At 65.3% G+C, this 17,064-nt stretch carries 11 protein-coding genes and 2 pseudogenes; 5 read left to right on the forward strand and 8 right to left on the reverse strand.

What is annotated here, in order from left to right; genetic code table 11:
* Positions 1-47: 47 nt before the first annotated feature.
* Positions 48-611, reverse strand: coding sequence for an orotate phosphoribosyltransferase (gene pyrE, locus P6U28_RS34450; protein WP_027575142.1), 564 nt, complete (start codon positions 609-611; stop codon positions 48-50).
* Between the two features lie 171 nt (positions 612-782).
* On the opposite strand from pyrE, the gene P6U28_RS34455 reads away from it, so the two are divergent.
* Positions 783-1,409: a glutathione S-transferase family protein gene (locus tag P6U28_RS34455; RefSeq protein WP_129146441.1), complete on the forward strand. Its 627-nt coding sequence runs from the start codon at positions 783-785 to the stop codon at positions 1,407-1,409.
* 168 nt (positions 1,410-1,577) lie between these two features.
* On the opposite strand, the pseudogene P6U28_RS34460 reads toward P6U28_RS34455, so the two are convergent.
* From P6U28_RS34460 to P6U28_RS34475, 4 genes and pseudogenes are all read right to left on the reverse strand, one after another.
* Positions 1,578-2,659 (reverse strand): annotated as a pseudogene (locus P6U28_RS34460) (ISAs1 family transposase).
* 115 nt (positions 2,660-2,774) lie between these two features.
* Positions 2,775-3,410: a LysE family translocator gene (locus P6U28_RS34465; protein ID WP_407120644.1), complete on the reverse strand. Its 636-nt coding sequence runs from the start codon at positions 3,408-3,410 to the stop codon at positions 2,775-2,777.
* 214 nt (positions 3,411-3,624) lie between these two features.
* Entirely contained in the window at positions 3,625-6,729 is a 3,105-nt protein-coding gene (gene polA / locus P6U28_RS34470) for a DNA polymerase I (protein WP_407120645.1), read from the reverse strand.
* A gap of 201 nt (positions 6,730-6,930) precedes the next feature.
* Positions 6,931-7,989, reverse strand: a pseudogene (locus P6U28_RS34475) (acyltransferase family protein); the annotation flags it as partial.
* 193 nt (positions 7,990-8,182) lie between these two features.
* Between P6U28_RS34475 and P6U28_RS34480 the strand changes: the two are divergent.
* The 4 genes from P6U28_RS34480 to P6U28_RS34495 all read left to right on the forward strand — a co-directional run bounded on the left by P6U28_RS34480 (position 8,183) and on the right by P6U28_RS34495 (position 14,425).
* On the forward strand, positions 8,183-9,499 hold the full coding sequence (locus P6U28_RS34480) for a UDP-glucose dehydrogenase family protein (protein WP_407120646.1): 1,317 nt from the start codon (positions 8,183-8,185) through the stop codon (positions 9,497-9,499).
* A gap of 129 nt (positions 9,500-9,628) precedes the next feature.
* Positions 9,629-12,103, forward strand: coding sequence for an ATP-dependent helicase HrpB (hrpB, locus tag P6U28_RS34485; RefSeq protein ID WP_407120647.1), 2,475 nt, complete (start codon positions 9,629-9,631; stop codon positions 12,101-12,103).
* Positions 12,104-12,222: 119 nt separating this feature from the next.
* Positions 12,223-12,735 (forward strand): TIGR02281 family clan AA aspartic protease, encoded by a 513-nt coding sequence (locus tag P6U28_RS34490; protein ID WP_164937256.1) that lies wholly within the window; start codon positions 12,223-12,225, stop codon positions 12,733-12,735.
* A 190-nt stretch (positions 12,736-12,925) separates the two neighbouring features.
* Positions 12,926-14,425, forward strand: coding sequence for a phosphomannomutase/phosphoglucomutase (locus tag P6U28_RS34495; RefSeq protein ID WP_122406026.1), 1,500 nt, complete (start codon positions 12,926-12,928; stop codon positions 14,423-14,425).
* Positions 14,426-14,588: 163 nt separating this feature from the next.
* On the opposite strand, the gene P6U28_RS34500 is transcribed toward P6U28_RS34495, so the two are convergent.
* From P6U28_RS34500 to nudC, 3 genes are all read right to left on the reverse strand, one after another.
* Positions 14,589-15,098, reverse strand: a complete 510-nt coding sequence (locus tag P6U28_RS34500; protein ID WP_122406025.1) for an Lrp/AsnC family transcriptional regulator — start codon at positions 15,096-15,098, stop codon at positions 14,589-14,591.
* Positions 15,099-15,165: 67 nt separating this feature from the next.
* Positions 15,166-16,119 carry a sugar kinase gene (locus tag P6U28_RS34505; protein WP_407120648.1) on the reverse strand — a complete coding sequence of 318 codons (954 nt, stop codon included), beginning with the start codon at positions 16,117-16,119 and terminating at the stop codon, positions 15,166-15,168.
* A 6-nt stretch (positions 16,120-16,125) separates the two neighbouring features.
* Positions 16,126-17,064, reverse strand: coding sequence for an NAD(+) diphosphatase (gene nudC / locus P6U28_RS34510; protein WP_129146176.1), 939 nt, complete (start codon positions 17,062-17,064; stop codon positions 16,126-16,128).

Below are 17,064 nucleotides of genomic sequence, written 5' to 3' on the forward strand. Positions count from 1 at the left end.
CGCTTCCTGGCTACACCCGGGCAAGAAGGCGGAGGAGATTTCGTCACCTAGGCCTTCAAGAACTCCGAGGCCTTGTACAGCGAGCGGAACGGCAAGCCGGCCGCACCGAACGTGTCGGTGGCGCCTTCCTCGCGGTCGACCATGGTCAGCACCAGCACCACATTGGCGCCGGTCTCGCGCACGGATTCCACCGCCTTCATCGCCGAACCGCCGGTCGTGGTGACGTCCTCGACGATCACCACGCGCTTGCCCGCCAGCGTCTCACCTTTGGGCAGGCCTTCGATGGCGAGCTTGGCGCCGTGCTCCTTCGGCTTTTTGCGCACGAAGAACGCCGCGATCGGATGCCCCTTGATCCAGGAGATCTGCGCCAGCGCGCCGGCGAGCGGCACCGCGCCCATCTCGAGCCCGCCGATGAAATCGAGCTGGTCGTCCTTCAGCGCCTCATAGGTCAACTCGGCCAGCAGCGTCGCGCCCTCGGGGTCGAGCATGGTCGGCTTGAGGTTGAAATAGAAATCGCTCTTGCGGCCCGACGCGAGCGTCACCTCGCCGCGGCCGAAGGAGCGCCGGCGGATGATTTCGAACAGGCGGGCGCGGGAGGCGGATTTCGACACGGCGGTCCCTCGAACAGCGTCTTTGGTGGAGGCGGAATTTATCCGCGACGGCCGCGACATTCCAGAGGGGGCGTCTCCCGTCAACAGGGATCGGCCATCCCGGTCCGCCGGTTGTGAGGGCGCAACCTTCTGGAGTAGTTGAGGGCAAGCCTCTTGGGGAAGGAAACGGGAATGACGATCGAGCTCTACACCTGGAACACGCCGAACGGCCGCAAGATCTCGGTCGCGCTGGAGGAGATGGGGCTCCCCTACAAGGTGATCCCGGTGAACATCACCAAGGGCGAGCAGATGGCGCCCGAGTTCCTCAAGCTCTCTCCCAACAACAAGATCCCCGCGATCGTCGACCCCGAGGGGCCCGACGGCAAGCCGGTCAGCATCTTCGAATCCGGCGCCATCCTGCTTTATCTCGGCGAAAAGACCGGAAAATTCCTGCCGAAATCGCTTAGCCAGCGGATCCCCGTCTACGAATGGCTGATGTGGCAGATGGGTGGCTTCGGCCCGATGCCGGGCCAGGTGCACCATTTCATCGCATTGGAGAATGAGCAGGATCGCGCCTACGGCCTGAAGCGCTTCATGGCGGAGACGCGCCGGCTCTATGGGGTGCTGGACCGCCGCCTGGCCGGTCGCGACTTCGTAGCGGGCGATCTCTCGGTTGCCGATTTTGCCATCCTGGGCTGGGCCTGGCGTCATCCTCGCCACAAGGTTGATCTGGCCGACTTCCCCAACGTCGAGCGCTGGTACGACGCTCTGATGGCCCGGCCGGGAGTGAAGCGCGGCATGGACGCGAAGCTGGATTGAGCTGCCGCTTACCCTCCCCTGGAGGGGGAGGGTCGATCGCGCGCAGCGCGAGCAGGGTGGGGTGATCTCTCCACTCGGGTACTGTTGGCTGGGGAGGGACCTTCACCCCACCCCGCTACGCATTGCGCTTCGCTACATGCGTAGCGACCCTCCCCCTCCAGGGTAGGGCTATCGCATATGGGCGAGGGCGGAGAGAAGGAATCATTATTCCATCTGGCTTGGAGCATTTTGTGGCTGATGCGGGCAGGACCGGGCGTTGCCTGCAGGGTATTGATGGCCAGCTTGCGGATGAGGGCGAGATTTTCGGCGGCGTGATCTTTGCGGCTGCGGCAGGCATCTTCGTCGAACAGAACGTCGAGAACCCAGTGCAGGTTGTTCTCGATGCTCCAGTGGGCACGCACGACCTCGAGCAGCTTTTTGGCCGACAGCAGGCGCGAGGCGAGGAAGTATCGGACCGTATGCTTGGCGGTCTTGCCAGAGTTTGCGCGCCAGCTGTCGATGCGACCGACTGCGGCGATAGCGGGGAAGTCGTATTGCTTCGCCAACTGAGGAGCCGGCGCGACGATGGCCTGCCGGCGCTCGGCGCGACCGTGGGCAGTGGCTCTTCGTTGACTCGCTCGCGCGGGCTTTCGGGCTGTATCGACCAACGTCTTGGCGGCCTTGAAGAGCCGGCCACGGTTACTCTTGATGGCCAACACGTAGTGCCCCTTCCGATCGCGGATGGCCTGCGCGGTATCGGGCCGGCAATGCAAGGCGTCGGCGGTGACAAGAGCCCCGTCCAGATCGAGCAGCGCGAGAACTTCGAGAGCCCCGGCAACCTCGTTGCGGTTGGGAGCCTTTCTCTGAGCCAGCGCCATGCGAGTGCCTGCGGCCCAGACATTGACCATATGCAGCGGCGTGGCCTGCCGGCCCCGCGTGTAGGCCCCGCGCAGCGCCTTGCCGTCGATGCTGACCACCCCCTTGATGCCGAAGCTCTTGCTGAACTTGCGCAAAACCGCTTCCAGCCCCTTCGGGTCCAGCGCACGGAAGACGTTGCTGAACGTATCGTGGCTCGGAATGCCGTGCCTGAGCTCCAGGAAGCGCCGCAACAGCTCCTCGCGGCCTTGGCCAAAGAACTCGAACTCGGTGCAGGTCTTGGCGCCAGCCAGCGTCGCCGCCAAGGCGATGACGAGGATCTCCACAAGATCATGTCGGGTGTTGCTGGCGCGCGGGTCCTTGAGCGATCGAAACAGGCGCTTGAGCTTGCGCATTCAGGTCTCCCTCTGGAATCGAGAGACACCCAAAGAATCCAGTTCCAACCGCTTGGCAACACCCTGCCAGCACCATATGCGATTCCCCTACCCCTCCAGGGGAGGGTAAGAGAGCTCACACCTTCTTCGCTTCCACCGCCATCCGCACCGCGAGCCCGGCCAGCACCGTTCCCATCAGCCAGCGCTGCACCAGCATCCAGCTCGGCCGGTTCGCCAGGAACAGCGCGATCGATCCGGCCGCGAGCGCGATCATCGCATTGACGCTGACGCTGATCGCGATCTGGATCGCGCCCAGCACCACCGATTGCGTCAGCACGCTGCCGGAGGCGGGATCGATGAACTGCGGCAGCAATGCCAGATACAGCATCGCGATTTTCGGATTGAGCAGGTTGGTGACGAATCCCATCGCGAACAATTTGCGCGGGCTGTCGATCGCGAGCTTCCTCACCTGGAATGGCGAACGCCCGCCCGGCTTCACCGCCTGCCAGGCGAGCCACAGCAGGTATCCGGCACCGGCAAAGCGCAGCGCGTCATAGGCGAAGGGAATGGCGAGCAGCAGCGCCGTGATGCCGAACGCCGCGCACAGCATGTAGAACACGAAGCCGAGCGCGACGCCGCCGAGCGAGACGATACCGGCCGCGGGCCCTTGCGTGATCGAGCGCGAGATCAAATAGATCATGTTCGGTCCCGGCGTGAGCACGAGGCCGAGGCAGACGAGGGCAAAGCCGAGCAGGGCGGAGGCGTGGGGCATGGTGAACCAGTGCGGGAGATGCACGGTTCTAATATGCGAGGCCTTGCCGGGCCATCGCGCAATTGCTCGGAGGACAATTCAGATTCCGTGTCCCGGACGCGGCGCAGCGTGAAAGTTGCGCCGTAGAGCGGGGACCCAGTTGGTGCGGCGTGGCCCCCGGATCAGCAGCGCACCACGCGGAAGGGCGTTGTGCAGCATCCGGCGAAAGCAGCAATCAATGCGCCTCGTCCCAGTTGTTCGCCGCGCGTGCATCGACATGCAGCGGCACTGACAGCAGCACGGCCGGGAACGGCGCGTCCTGCATGACCTTCTGCACGACGGGGAGCGTCGCCTCGACCTCGTCGTCGGGCACCTCGAAGATCAGTTCGTCATGCACCTGGAGCAGCATCTGCGCGGAGAGCTGCTTCTCGGCGAGTGCATCCTCGACGCGCGTCATGGCGCGGCGGATGATGTCGGCGGCGGTGCCCTGGAGCCGGGCGTTGATCGCGGCGCGCTCGTTGAAGGCGCGCACCGAGGCGTTCGAGGCCTTGATATCGGGGTAGTGGCACTTGCGGCCGAACAGCGTGGTGACGTAGCCGTGGCTCCGGCAGAAATCGCGCGTCTCGTCCATGTAGGCGCGGATGCCCGGGAAGCGCTCGAAATATTTCTTGATGTAGGCGGACGCCTCCTCGCGCGCGATGCCGAGCTGGTTGGCAAGGCCGAAGGCGGAGATGCCGTAGATGATGCCGAAATTGATCGCCTTGGCGCGGCGGCGGATCTCGCTCGGCATGCCCTTGATCGGCACGCCGAACATCTCCGAGGCCGTCATCGCGTGAATGTCGAGCCCATCGCGAAACGCCTGTTTCAGCACGGGAATGTCGGCGATCTCGGCGAGCAGGCGCAGCTCGATCTGCGAATAGTCGGCGGACACCAGCTTGTGCCCGGGTGTCGCGACGAAGGCGCGGCGGATCTTGCGGCCATCCTCGGTGCGCACCGGAATGTTCTGCAGGTTCGGCTCGTTCGACGACAATCGCCCCGTCGTGGTCGCGGCCAGCGCGTAGGTCGTGTGCACGCGATGCGTCTGCGGATTGACATAGGTCGGCAGCGCGTCGGTGTAGGTCGATTTCAGCTTGGAGACCTGGCGCCACTCCAAAATCTTCTTCGGGAAGTCGTGGCCCTGCTCAGCGAGTTCATCGAGCACCTGGGCGGTGGTCGACCACGCGCCGGTCTTGGTCTTGGTGCCGCCGGGCAGTCCCATCTTGCCGAACAGGATGTCACCGATCTGCTTGGGGCTGCCGACATTGACCGGCTCGCCTGCGATCTCCTGGATCTCGGCCTCGACCCGCGCCGCCGTCTGGGCGAAGTCGCCGGAGAGGCGCGACAAGACCTGGCGGTCGATCGAGATGCCGCGCCGCTCCATGCGTGCGAGCACCGATACCAGCGGCCGTTCCAGGGTCTCGTAGACCGCGCTCATGCGCTCGGCGACGAGGCGCGGCTTCAGCACGCGCCAGACGCGCAGGGCGACGTCGGCGGCTTCCGCCGACAGTGGTGCGGCCTTGTCGATCGGTACCTGGTCGAAGGTGATCCTGCCCTTGCCGCTGCCGAGCAGCTCGTTTTCCTTCAGCATGGCATGGCCGAACCAGCGCTCGGACAGCGATTCCAGGGCATGCGAGCCGCGGCCGGCATCGAGCACGTAGGAGATCAACAGCGCATCGTCGATGTTGCGCAGGGCGATGCCGTGCTGCGCCAGCATCACTGCGGTGAACTTGACGTCGAAGCCGATCTTGAGAATGCCGGCTGATTCCAGCACCGGCCGCAGCGCTTGCAGCGCGTCGTCATGCTTGACCTGGTCCGGCGCGAGGCCGGCATCGAACAGGCCGGCGCCGCCGCCGGACTGCTTGTGCGCCAGCGGCACGTAGCAGGCCTCGTTCGGCGCCAGTGCCAGCGCGATGCCGCAAAGATCGGCCTGCATCGGATCAATCGAGTTGGCTCTCGTCTCGATCGCGACATGGCCGGCATCGTGGATGCGCGCGATGAAGGCGTCGAGCTCCTTCAGCGTCTTGATGGTCTGGTATTTGCCGCGATCGACCGGAAGCTTGCGCAGCGCCTCTTCGCGCGCGGCGGCGAGCGAGATCGGCGCACCCTTCGGGCTCGCAGCCTTGTCCTCCTTGCCCGCCGACTTGTTGCGCTCGACCGGCGCGGTCTGCGCCGGCGTGCTGCTCCCCGGCACGGGCACGACGTCCGAGGGCGGCAGCGGCGAGAATACGCTCGCGCCCTTTGCGTAGCCGGGATCGGCATCGACGTTGGCAGGATCGATCTGCGAATATTCGGCGACACGTCGCGTCAGCGTCGTGAACTCCATCGCCTTCAGGAACGCGATCAGCTTGCGCGCGTCGGGCTCGTGGACGGCGAGATCGTCCAGCGGCACCTCGAGATCGACTTTGTCGTCGAGCAGCACGAGCTGCCGCGAGATGCGCGCCTTCTCTGCGTTCTCGAGCAGCGCCTCGCGCCGCTTGGGCTGCTTGATCTCGCCGGCGCGGAACAACAATTGGTCGAGGTCGCCATACTCGATGATCAGCTGCGCCGCGGTCTTGACGCCGATGCCGGGCACGCCGGGCACATTGTCGGTGGAATCGCCGGCAAGAGCCTGCACCTCGACCACCTTGTTCGGCGGCACGCCGAACTTTTCGATCACCTCGGGGATGCCGATGCGGCGGTCCTTCATGGTGTCGTACATGGTGACGCAATCAGTGACGAGCTGCATCAGATCCTTGTCGGACGACACGATGGTGGCGCTGGCGCCGCGCTCGCAGGCCTGTCGCACATAGGTCGCAATGAGATCGTCGGCCTCGAAGCCGACCTGCTCCAGGCACGGCAGGTCGAAGGCGCGCACTGCCTCGCGGATCAGCGCGAATTGCGGGATCAGATCGTCAGGCGCGGGCGGCCGGTGCGCCTTGTAATCCGGATAGATCTTGTTGCGGAAGGTGATCTCCGACTTGTCGAAGACGATGGCAAGATGCGTCGGCCGGTTGTCTTCCGGCATCTCGCGCAAGAGCTTCCACAGCATGTTGCAGAAGCCGAGCACGGCATTGACCTGGAGACCGTCGGACTTGCGGTTCAGCGGCGGCAGCGCGTGATAGGCGCGGAAGATGTAGGAGGAACCGTCGACCAGGAAGACGTGGTCGCCCTTGCCGGCCGCCTTGGCCGCGACCGGTTTGGCAGCAGTGTTGGCAGCAGTGTTGGCAGCAGTCTTGGCAGCCGCGGGTTTGGTGTCGGCCGCAGCCTTGGGCGCGGCCTTGGTGTCAGCTTTGGCAGTGGTCTTCGGGGCTGTTTTGGGCATGGCCGCAATGTATGAATTTTTGCGGGCTTTGACAGCCTTGGGAGGCGGATTTTTGGGGCGCTATCCCCACTGTCGTTCCCCCATGCTCCGCTGTCATTCCCAGCGAAGGCGGGGAATCCAGTACGCCGCGGCCTATCGGTCGATAACAGCTGCCTCTGGAATACTGGGTCGCCCGGTCAAGCCGGGCGACGACAGCGTGCCCGCCTGCAACATCGGTCCCGCCTTCCTCGACGCGATCCAGAATACATCCGGCCGCTCGAACAGGAAGCGCGCGTTGAGGCGCAGCGCCACCTGCCAGATCGCCAGCGCTCCGAGCACGCCGGCGATGGTGACCACCAGCGACACCGTACCGATGTCGGCAATGACGCAGGTGCGCAGCAGCAGCGTTCGTGTCGCCGCCATCGGCAGGAAGAAGGCGAGATAGATCACGATCGAATGCTCGCCGCAGAAGCGGAGGAAGTTGAGCCACTGCACCCGCGCAAGCAGCGTGCCCGTGGTGATGATGGCGCAGGCGCCGGCAAAGCCGAGCACGAGCGAGACGAGCATCCATTCGCTGGCGCCCCATGCGACCAGGCCGGCATTGACCAGCCCCCAGGTCGCGAGCGCCGCGAGCGCAAGCACGGGACGAGTCCGCGCGCGATCCGACAGGGCGAACACGTAGGGTGCGAACAGATAACCTGAATAGAAATAGACGGAGCGCGCGCAGAACTCGTCGATGACGGTCCAGCCGGTGGTGATCCGTGCGGTCTCCAGCGCCGCGGCAACGAGCCAGATCGCGAGCGGCGGGACTTTGCGTGTCAGTTTCGTGACGACGAAGAAGATCGGCAACAGATAGATGAACCACAGCGTGCCGAACGGCTCGATGAAGGATTCGAGGTACAGCAGGCCGACCGCGCGCCAGCCGGTCTCCGCGGCAAAAGCCGGCGCCTTGAAGCCGAACTGGATTGTCACCCAGACGACATAAAAATAGGCGAAATGCACCACCTTGCGGTCGAGATAGGTTCGCCAATCCCGATCAATCACCAGAGACAGGAACAAGCCCGAGATCAGGAAGAAATCCGGCATCCGGAACGGCTTTGCAAAGGCCACGGCGACATGCATGAAACCGGTCTGCCCGGCGGCGAGCTCGACCCCCAGCACCGAATGCATCATCACGACCATGACGATGCAGATGCCCTTGGCATAGTCGACCCAGTCGACGCGCGGGGCCGAAGGCGCCTTGGAAAGCCCGGCCGCCGCGATTGTGCCCGATCGTGCCATGATGTCCCTTTTCGAGGCGCGTTCCGCCCGTCCCTGTGTGGGCGTGGGGCAGTTTGGAGCCCAGTGGTTTCCGACTTCTTTACCGGTTCAAATCGCGGGCCGGTTTTTGCATGCGGACTGTTCCATGACCTCGAGAAAATGCTAAACCGCCTCGAATTGGGCTTTCGTTAACCAAGCTGGAACAGGATTTTTCATGCGGATTGCGATGATCGGCACGGGCTATGTGGGATTGGTATCCGGCGCCTGCTTTGCGGATTTCGGCCACGACGTCACCTGTGTCGACAAGGACGAGAAGAAGATCGCCGCGCTCCATCGCGGCGAGATCCCGATCTACGAGCCGGGGCTCGACGAGCTGGTCGCGAACAATGTCAAGGCCAAGCGGCTGGATTTCACCACCGACCTTTCCAAGCCGGTTGCCGATGCCGATGCCGTGTTCATCGCGGTCGGTACGCCCTCGCGCCGCGGCGATGGGCACGCTGACCTTTCCTACGTCTACGCCGCCGCCCGTGAGATCGCGCAATCGCTGACCGGCTTCACCGTGGTGGTGACGAAATCGACCGTGCCGGTCGGCACCGGCGACGAGGTCGAGCGCATCATCCGCGAAGCCAACCCTGCGGCCGATGTGGTTGTCGCCTCCAATCCCGAATTCCTGCGCGAGGGCGCGGCGATCCGCGATTTCAAGTTCCCCGACCGCATCGTGGTCGGCACCTCCGACGAGCGCGGCCGCAAGGTGATGGGCGACATCTATCGCCCGCTGTCGCTGAACCAGGCGCCGCTGATGTTCACCGCGCGCCGCACCGCCGAGATGATCAAATACGCCGCCAACGCGTTCCTGGCGACCAAGATCACCTTCATCAACGAGATCGCCGATCTCTCCGAAAAGGCCGGCGCCAACGTCCAGGAGGTCGCGCGCGGCATTGGTCTCGACAATCGCATCGGCACCAAGTTCCTGCATGCCGGCCCCGGCTTCGGCGGCTCGTGCTTCCCGAAGGACACCAAGGCCTTGATCAAGATCGCGCAGGATTACGATGTCTCCTTGCGCATCGTCGAATCGGTGCTGGCCGTGAACGAGAACCGCAAGCGCGCGATGGCGCGGAAAGTGAGCCAAGCGCTCGGCGGAGGCTTGCGCGGCAAGACCATCGCCGTGCTGGGCCTCACCTTCAAGCCCGATACCGACGACATGCGTGACGCGCCGTCGATCCCGCTGGTAACGGGCTTGATCGACATGGGTGCGAAGGTGAAGGCGTTCGATCCCGTCGGCATGGAGCAGGCCAAGGGCGAACTGCCCGATATCACCTATTGCGAGGACGCTTATTCCTGCGCGCAAGGCGCCGACGCGCTCGTCATCGTGACCGAATGGGTGCAGTTCCGCGCGCTCGATCTCGACCGGTTGAAAGCAACCATGGCGCAGCCGGTCGTCGTCGACCTCCGCAACATCTACCGCCCCGAAGACATGCAGGCCGCCGGCTTCACCTATGAGAGCGTCGGCCGGCCGTCGGTACAGGGCTGATCGCTGCACATTCTTGTTGAACGAAACCGTCATGGCCGGGCTTGTCCCGGCCATCCACGTCTTGTTCACTCTCGCCTGAAAGAACGTGGATGCCCGGCACAAGGCCGGGCATGACGACCGGATGCTTCCTTGCCCCGCAGCTTCGACACGCCCCTCCCGATCGATGCCGTGCTCGACGATTTGTCGTGCACGCTGGAGGCCAATAACGCCGCCGTGCTGGTGGCGCCGCCTGGCGCCGGCAAGACCACACGCGTGCCGCTAGCCTTGCTCGATGCGCCCTGGGCCAAGGACAAGAAGATCATCGTGCTGGAGCCGCGCCGCATCGCCGCGCGCGCCAGCGCCGATCGCATGGCCAAATCGCTCGGCGAGCGCGCTGGCGAGACCGTCGGCTATCGCGTCCGCTTCGGCTCGAAGATCTCGCGCGCCACGCGCATCGAGGTGGTGACCGAGGGCATCTTCACGCGCCAGATCCTCGACGACCCCGAACTCTCCGGCGTCGCCGCCATCCTGTTCGACGAATTCCACGAGCGCTCGCTCGATGCCGATCTTGGCCTCGCACTGGCGCGTGATGCGCAAACCGGCCTGCGCGAAGACTTGCGCATCCTGGTGATGTCGGCAACGCTCGACGGTGCGCGGGTCGCCAAGCTGCTGGGAGATGCCCCCGTCGTCGAGAGCGAGGGACGCGCCTTTCCGGTCGAGACGCGCTATCTCGGCCGCAAGGCGGACGCGCCGATCGAGCGCCAGATGGCGGATGCGATCGCCTCCGCGCTCCGGGCCGATAGCGGCTCGGTGCTGGCGTTCCTGCCGGGTGCCGCCGAGATCCGCCGCACCCAGACCTTTCTCGGCGAGGGCGTGCAGGATGCGAGCATCGAGATCGTGCCGCTTTTCGGCGCGCTCGATGCCGCCGTGCAGGACCGCGCCATCGCGCCGGCGCCGAAGGGCACACGCAAAGTGGTGCTGGCGACCTCGATCGCGGAGACCTCGCTCACCATCGAAGGCGTGCGCATCGTGGTCGATTGCGGTCTTGCTCGCGTGCCGCGCTATGAGCCCGATATCGGCCTGACGCGGCTCGAGACCGTGCGCGCCTCGCGCGCGGCGGTGGACCAGCGCCGCGGCCGCGCCGGCCGCACCGAACCCGGTGTCTGCTACCGGCTCTGGGACGAGCCGCAGACCGCCTCGCTGGCGCCTTACACGCAGCCGGAAATCCTCAGCGCGGACCTGTCCTCGCTCGTGCTCGATCTCGCGCAATGGGGCGTCAGCGATCCTGCGGCCCTGGCGTTCCTCGATCCGCCGCCGCAGCCGGCCTGGAAGGAAGCAAAGAGCCTGCTGACCGAGCTCAACGCACTCGACGGCGACGGCCGCATTACCGCGGAAGGCAAGAGCCTGCGTTCGCTGGCGCTGCCGCCTCGGCTGGCGCGCATGATCGTGGATTCGCACCGTGTAGGCAGCGGCGAGGCTGCCGCCGAGATCGCCGCCATCATCACCGAGCGCGGCCTTGGCGGCGACAGCGTCGATCTCGAGCACCGCCGCGACCAGTTCCGCCGTGACCGCTCGCCGCGCGCTGCGAGCGCGCGCGATCTGGCGCGCCGCTGGGCCTCGCAGGTCGCGGCGTCGGAAAAAGTGGCGCAGCAGGAGGATCTCTCGACCGGCCTCATGCTCGCTTATGCATTCCCGGATCGCGTCGCGCGCAACCGCGGCAACGGCAGCTTCGTGCTGGCCAACGGCCGTGGCGCTGCCGTCGAGCAGACCTCCTCGCTCGCCCGCGCGCCCTACATCGCGATCGGCGAGATGACGGGGACGGCGGCGAGCGGACGCATCCTGCTCGCGGCGCAAATCACCCAGGACGAGATCGAGCGGCATTTCGCCGAGCATATCGAGACCGCCGATGAGATCTCCTTCGACCGCGGCGCAATGGCGCTACGCGCGCGGCGCAAGCGCGTGCTGCACGCGATGACGCTGTCCGAAGCCACCCTCGCACTGTCGCCTTCCGAGGAAACCGCGCGCATTCTCGCCGATGGATTGATCGCCGCCGGTCTCGACCGGCTGCCCTGGTCGGAGGCCGCCAGGCAGTGGCGTGACCGTGTGATGTTCCTGCGCAAGGCCGAGGGCGACAGCTGGCCCGATCTGTCCGACGGCGGGTTGATCGCGCGACGTGAGGATTGGCTGGTGCCGGCGCTCTACGACAAGGTCGCACTCAAGGATATCTCCGCGGGCGATCTCTCGGACGCGCTGATGGCGCTCTTGCCATGGGAGATGCGCGCGCGGCTCGACCGCGAGGCGCCGACGCATTTCGAAGCGCCGACCGGAAGCATGCTTGCGATCGACTACGAGGCCGAGCAGGGGCCGACCATCGCGGTGCGGCTCCAGGAATTGTTCGGCCTCAACACCCATCCGTCGATCGCCGCCGGCAAGGTGCCGCTGGTGCTGGAATTGCTGTCGCCGGCGCAGCGCCCGGTCCAGGTGACGCGCGATCTGCCCGGCTTCTGGCGCGGCAGCTACGCCGCCGTCCGCTCCGATCTGCGCGGCCGCTATCCGCGCCACCCCTGGCCCGACGATCCCGCGAGCGCAGTGCCGACAAGGCGGGCGAAGCCGCGCGGGACGTGAAATCGAATTAACCCTCCGCTCATCCTTTTCGTCAAAATGACAGGAGCCCCGGCGTGCCTTCGCTCGCGGGCAGACGTGCGGCGTGGTGAAATCGAGCTTTCCGGCTCGGAAGTGGTGTGATGCGTAACATTATGATCATCGCGGCCGTCATGATCGGCCTCGGCACCTTCATGGCCCAGATGGCGGACAAGATGAGCTCCGCCTCAGCAACCTCGGTGCCGCGCACCACGGTCGCGGTTGCGGCGACCGCGCCAGCTGGAGGCCGCAGCCTCGCCATTTCCCGCGACGCCCGCGGACACTTCCAGACCGAGGGCCGGATCGACGGCCAGCGCATCGGCTTCATGATCGATACCGGCGCCTCCGTGGTTGCGCTGAATGAGACTTCGGCGGCCCGCTTTGGTCTGCGTCCCTCGCGCAGCGAGTACAGCGCCACCGTCTCCACCGCCAACGGCACCATCAAGGCCGCGCGCACCCGCATTGCGATGCTCGAGGTCGGCGGCCTGATCGTGCGCGACGTCGATGCCATGGTGCTGCCGGACGAGGCGCTGTCGGAGAACCTGCTCGGCCTCTCCTTCCTGTCTCGCCTCAAGCGCTTCGAATACGCCAACGGCCAGATGGTGCTGGAGCAATAGGCAGAGCCTGTTGCGATCAGGGCGGCTCATTTCAGAAAGATTTCCTGCTCTGCCTGCCCTCGCGGTAACGTTGCTTCGTTACCAAACTGCCGCAATTATCGGCCATAAGCCTTCATTCCCGTCTTTCGTTGCGGCCTTGCATTCGCTAAGGCTGCAGCAAATCCTGCCCCCTTCTTACGAGACCGTCTCAATGTTCCCGAAGCCGAAATCCGTATTGTTGCCCAACACCTACGCCTTCGAATCCGAGCCGATGGTGAAGCCGACGGGCTTTCGCGAATACGACGCGCGCTGGTTGTTCCAGAAGGAAATCAACCTGATGGGTGTGCAGGCGCTCGGCATGGGCTTGGGCGCGCTGATCGCCGAGCTCGGCGTCAGGCAGGAGATCGTCACCGGCCATGATTTTCGCGGCTATTCGGCCTCGATCAAATATGCACTGATCACCGGCCTGATGGCGGCGGGATGCAAGGTGCACGACATCGGCCTTGCGGTGACGCCGATGGCCTATTTCGCGCAGTTCGATCTCGACGTGCCCTGCGTCGCCATGGTGACCGCCTCGCACAACGACAATGGCTGGACCGGCGTGAAGATGGGCGCCAATCGCCCGCTGACCTTCGGTCCCGACGAGATGACGCGGCTGAAGGAGATCGTGCTCAACGCCGAGTTCAAGAACAAGGCGGGCGGGTCCTATCAATTCCACGAGAACTATCCGGCGCGCTACATCGCCGACCTCACCAATCGCCCGAAGCTTAAGCGCAAGCTCAAGGTCGTCGCCGCCTGCGGCAACGGCACCGCCGGCGCCTTCGCGCCGCAGGTGCTGGAGGCGATCGGCTGCGAGGTGATTCCGCTCGACACCGAGCTCGACCACACCTTCCCGAAATACAATCCGAATCCGGAAGACATGGAGATGCTGCACGCGATCCGCGATGCGGTGCTGCATCACCAGGCCGATGTCGGCCTCGGCTTCGACGGTGACGGCGACCGCTGCGGTGTCGTCGACAATACCGGCGAGGAGATCTTTGCCGACAAGGTCGGCGTGATGCTGGCGCGCGACATGTCGGCGATCCACAAGGAGGCCCAGTTCGTCGTCGACGTGAAGTCGACCGGCCTGTTCGTCACCGATCCCGTGCTGCAGAAGCAGGGCGCCAGGACCGCCTATTGGAAGACCGGCCACTCCTACATGAAGCGCCGCACCAACGAGATGGGCGCGCTCGCGGGCTTCGAGAAGTCCGGCCACTTCTTCTTCAACAAGCCGTTCGGCCGCGGCTATGACGACGGCCTCGTGTCGGCGATCGCGATCTGCGACATGCTCGACCGCGCGCCCGGCAAGTCGATGGCCGACCTGAAGAACGCGCTGCCGAAGACCTGGTCGTCGCCGACCATGTCGCCGCACTGCGCCGACGAGGTCAAATACGGCGTCATCGACAAGGTGGTGAAGCACTTCGAGGGCTTGCAGGCCGAGGGTGCGAAGATCGGCGGCCAGGCGATCCGCGATCTCGTCACCGTCAATGGCGTGCGTGTCACCGTCGAGGACGGCAGCTGGGGCCTGGTGCGCGCCTCCTCCAACAAGCCCGAGCTCGTCGTCGTGGTCGAGAGCCCGGTCTCGGAGCAGCGCATGCACGACATGTTCGAGATGGTGAACAGCGTGCTGCGCACGCATCCGGAAGTCGGCGAGTACAATCAGAAGATCTGAGGTGGGCTTGAGGGGAGCGATCCACGCTTCTCTCTCCGCTGTCATGCCCCGGCTTGATCGGGGCATCGAGTACGCCGCGGCCTCTCGCTTCAACAACGACCGTCTCTGGGATAGTGGATCGCCCGGTCTTCGCCGGGCGATGACAGCGTCTGTGTGGTGCGACCTACGCCGCCACCACTGCCGGGATCGGCAGCGCGGTGACCGACTTGATCTTCTCCATCGCGAAGCGCGAGGTGACGTTCTTCAGCGGCACGGCGCTGATCAGCTTCTTGTAGAACACGTCATAGGCCTGCATGTCCGCGACCACGACGCGCAGCATGTAATCGACGTCGCCGGCCATGCGGTAGAACTCCATCACCTCGGGCATGGCGCTGACGGCTTCGGCGAACCGCTTCAGCCACGCGTCGGAATGGTCGGAGCTTTCGACCGACACGAACACGGAGATGCCGAGCCCGATCTTGTTCTGATCGACGAGGGCGACCCGCTTCAGGATGACCCCGTCGGCTTCCAGCCGCTGGATTCGCTTCCAGCAGGGGGTCGAGGACAGGCCAACGCGGTCGCCGATCTCGGCGACGGAGAGGGACGCATCTTCCTGGAGGACCATCAGAATCTTGCGGTCGATGGCATCGAGGCGGCGGCTGGTCTCGGGGATCTGGACGGCGACATCAGTCATTTGAAGAACTTTGTTCCATTTCAGGGGCAGATTCCCGTGATATAGAGAAAATCCTTCCACGGCAAGCCTATAATCTGCGCGTGGCAGTGGAATTGCTCCAGGGGTGCTCACGTAAAAACTCTTCAACTTCAAGGCGTTGTGGGGCGGCGAGGCCGCCGCCATGGCGGGTGCATTTCAGCGCTGCGGCGGCCGCGGCGAATCGCAGCGCTTCCCGCACTCCCTTACCCTCGGCGAGGCAAAGCGCGAATGCGCCATGGAAGACGTCGCCGGCGCCCAGCGTATCGACGGCCTGGACCGGGAAGGCCGGAGTCTCCTCAAGGGCGCCCGCCTCGTCCAGCCAGATCGTGCCATGTGGGCCGCGGGTGGCGGCGAGGAAGGCCGGCGTCAGGGCGGAGAGGCGCTTCAACGCCTCGCCGTCGCCGGTGATGCCGGCCGTCTCCTGCACCTGTTCGCTGGCGAACAGCAGGTGCGATGCGGCGGCGAGCAGCTCGTCCTGCAACGACATCGCGCGGTCGACGCCAACGATGATGGGAATGCCGCGCCGCTGTGCCTCGGTGCAGAGATCGATGCTGAAGGTGCCGCAGCGACTCTCGATCAGCACCGCCTGGCAATCGCCCAGCAACTCGTCAGCGTCGGGAAGCTTCACGCGCCACAGGCCGGGATCGCGATAGATCGTGAGCGTGCGCTCCCCCGAGGGCTCGATCATGATCGCGGAGACCGGCGTCGCCAGGCCCGGCATGCGCACGATGTGCGTGGTGTCGATGCCCTCCTGCGCCATCTGCGCGAGAATGAAGTCGCTCGACGTCTCCCGCGCATCGCCCATGGGACCTGCAAAGGCGACGCGGCTGCCAAGTCGTGCCATCGCGATGGCGGCGTTGAGGGCATTGCCGCCGCAGATCTCCGCGAGATGCGTGGCGTTCGCCTTGCTGCCGCGCGCCGGCACGGCCTCGACGCGAAAGGTGAGATCGCGCACGGGAATGCCGATGCAGACGACGCGCGGCGCGCTCCCGGATAGCGCCATCGCCGGTCAGCTCTTGTCGTGTACCCAGCGGCCGAGCAAATGATGGGCGATGGCGAAGGGATGCGGACCGGCGAGCCCGTCCGGATGCGTCCGCGTCAGCATCTTCGCCGCCTCCTCGCGCGTGAACCAGCGCGCGTCCTCCAGCTCCATGCGGTCGACCACGACGTCCTCGTTCAGCGCCCGCGCGCTGCAGCCGATCATCAGCGACGACGGATACGGCCAGGGCTGCGTCATGTAATACTGCACGTCGGTGCAGCGAATGCCGGACTCTTCCAGGATCTCGCGACGTACCGCGTCCTCGATCGTCTCGGCGGCCTCGACGAAGCCGGCGAGGCAGGAATACATGCCGGGCGGAAAATGCTTCTGGCGGCCGAGCAGGCATTTGTCGCCGGAGGCGACCAGCATGATCACGACCGGGTCGGTGCGCGGAAAATGCTCGGCCTTGCAGGCCGGGCAGTCGCGTTTCCAGCCGCCTTCCTTCATCGCGGTACGCGTGCCGCAATTGGCACAATAGCCGTGGCGCTGATGCCAGCTCACCATCGATTTCGCCATCGCGATCGCCGACAGCTCCTGCGGCGGAAGCGCGCCTTGCATCGCCATGCCGCGCAGCTCGGTCACGGTGTAGTCCTCGCGGCCGATCAGCTTCTCGGCGGCGGCCTGCGACAGGCCCATGCCGAACACGGCCGCGGCGTCGCGCAGGCCCAAAAAGATCGTGCCGGGATTGGCGCCGCATTTCAGCGCCTCGTCGATCGAGAGCAGTGCGCGCACCTTGTCGCCCTCGCGCTTCACCAGCAGCGAGTCGCGATAGACCACATAGGCGCGCGAGGATGGCTTCTGTTCCAGCGCGAACAGCTTCTCGTCATCGCGGCGCAGATGCGCGGCGCGGTCGAGAATGTTGGTGACGAAGGCCGGCTGCCCCAGCGGAAACGCGTCGAATGCTGACAT

The organism is Bradyrhizobium sp. STM 3561 (assembly GCF_045571455.1).
In the GTDB taxonomy this organism is placed as follows: domain Bacteria; phylum Pseudomonadota; class Alphaproteobacteria; order Rhizobiales; family Xanthobacteraceae; genus Bradyrhizobium; species Bradyrhizobium vignae.